Annotated in this window: 2 protein-coding genes; both read left to right on the top strand. The window is 71.8% G+C overall.

Annotated features, from left to right (window positions below):
* Positions 1 to 195 precede the first annotated feature (195 nt).
* A complete protein-coding gene (locus D0D28_RS35375) occupies positions 196 to 570 on the top strand; it encodes a YraN family protein (RefSeq protein WP_094007865.1) in 375 nt (124 codons plus the stop codon).
* Positions 570 to 1909 (top strand): YifB family Mg chelatase-like AAA ATPase (locus D0D28_RS35370; RefSeq protein ID WP_162831282.1); only part of this gene is annotated, 1340 nt, incomplete at its 3' end. The genes D0D28_RS35375 and D0D28_RS35370, both read left to right, overlap by 1 nt.

The following is a 1909-nucleotide window of genomic DNA, read 5'->3' as shown; positions in this document are numbered from 1 at the left end:
CCCGCCACCTCGCCCCCAATCGCCCCGGCCTCTACCACCCGGGTCCGACATTTCCGCCGCTCCCCACCGCAATTCCCCGCGGTTGTCCACAACACCCCACTTGTCCACAGGTCCGGCAACTCGGTCTGTCGGCGAAACCCCAGGTCCTGGCACCGTCGAAGGCAGTGAACGACCACCGACCTTGGGGGACCAGCCATGACCACCGCGGCCAGACCCGCCCGCCACCTCACCCTCGGCCGCAGGGGCGAGGACATCGCCGCCCGCCACCTGCAGAAGCTCGGCTTCGTCGTGCTGTCCAGGAACTGGCGCTGCCGCCAGGGCGAGCTCGACCTCATCGCCACCGACGGCCGCACCCTGGTCATCTGCGAGGTCAAGACCCGCACCAGGGAGAGTTTCGGCGATCCCGCCGAGGCCGTCACCGAGGACAAGATCGCCCGCATCCGGCGCCTGGCCGGGCAGTGGCTCAGCGTCCACCGCGTCGGCTGGTGCCGGGTCCGTTTCGACGTCATCGCGGTCTACGCCGACGGCGACGGTGAGCCCCGCGTCCGGCACATCCCGGGAGCGTTCTGATGCCGCTCGGACGCGCCTGGTCGGTGGCCCTCGTGGGCCTCGACGGCCGCCTGGTCGAGGTCGAGGCCGATCTGGGCGGCGGCCTGCCGGGCGTCAAGATGGTCGGCCTGCCCGACGCGGGTCTGCGCGAAGCCAAGGACAGGGTTCGCTCGGCCATCCGCAACTCCGGGCAGCACTGGCCCGAGGACAAGGTCACCCTCGGCCTGTTCCCGGCGAACCTGCCCAAACTCGGCTCGGGCTACGACCTCGCGATCGCGGTGGCCGTGCTCGCCTCGGCGGGCAAGGTCCCAGCAACCCGCCTGCTCGGCACGGTCCTGCTGGGGGAGCTGGCGCTCGACGGCCGGGTGCGGGAAATCCGCGGCGTCCTGCCCGGCCTGCTCGCGGCGCGCAAGGCCGGGATCAAGCGCGCGATCGTCCCGTCACACATGTTGTTCGAGGCGGCCCTGGTCGACGGCCTGGAGGTCTACGGCGCGGCCAGGCTGCGCGACGTGGTGTCCTGGCTGGAGGGCGAGAACGCACTGGCCCGGCCGGAGCCGCCCGTCGAGAGCCCACCGCCCGAGGTGCCGGATCTGGCTGACGTCCTCGGCCAACCCGAGGCCCGCTGGGCACTCGAAGTGGCGGCCGCGGGCGGGCACCACCTCCTCCTCACCGGGCCGCCCGGCGTCGGGAAGACCATGCTGGCCAAACGTCTGCCCGGGCTCCTGCCGATGCTCTCCCCGGAGGAGTCGCTCGAGGTCACTGCCGTGCATTCGATCCACGGCAAGTTGTCCGCGGAGGCCCCGTTGATCAGGGTCCCGCCGTTCGTCGCGCCGCACTATTCGGTGTCCGAAGCCGCTCTGATCGGTGGTGGTACCGGCATCGCCAAACCCGGCCTGATCAGCCGCGCCCACCGCGGGGTTTTGTTCTTGGACGAAGCCGCGGAGTTCGGGTCGCAACGGCTGGACTCCCTGCGCACGATCCTGGAGGAAGGCGAGGTTCGCATTGCCCGTGCCCGCGGTTCGGTTTGCTACCCGGCCCGCTTCCAGCTCGTCATGGCCACCAACCCGTGCCCGTGCGCACCACCCCGCGAGACCGACTGCTCGTGCTCCCCGACCGAGCGCCGCCGGTACCACAGCAGGTTGTCCGGCCCGTTGCTCGACCGCGTCGACCTGCGGGTCCGGTTGCGTCCGATGACCGCCATGGGCCGCCACGAGAGCGGTGAACCCGAGCCGACGGAGGTGGTCCGCAAACGCGTCCTCGCCGCCCGCGACCGTGCCGCCGCGCGCTGGAGCCCGCACGGCTGGAAGACCAACGCGGAAGTCCCAGGCCCCGCCCTCCACCGCGAGTTCGCCCTCCCACC

The sequence above is a fragment of the Amycolatopsis ruanii genome (genome assembly GCF_003385175.1).
Taxonomy (GTDB): Bacteria; Actinomycetota; Actinomycetes; order Mycobacteriales; family Pseudonocardiaceae; genus Amycolatopsis_E; species Amycolatopsis_E thermalba.
Note: the sequence above shows the minus strand (reverse complement) of the source record. Positions and strands in the feature narration are given on the sequence as shown.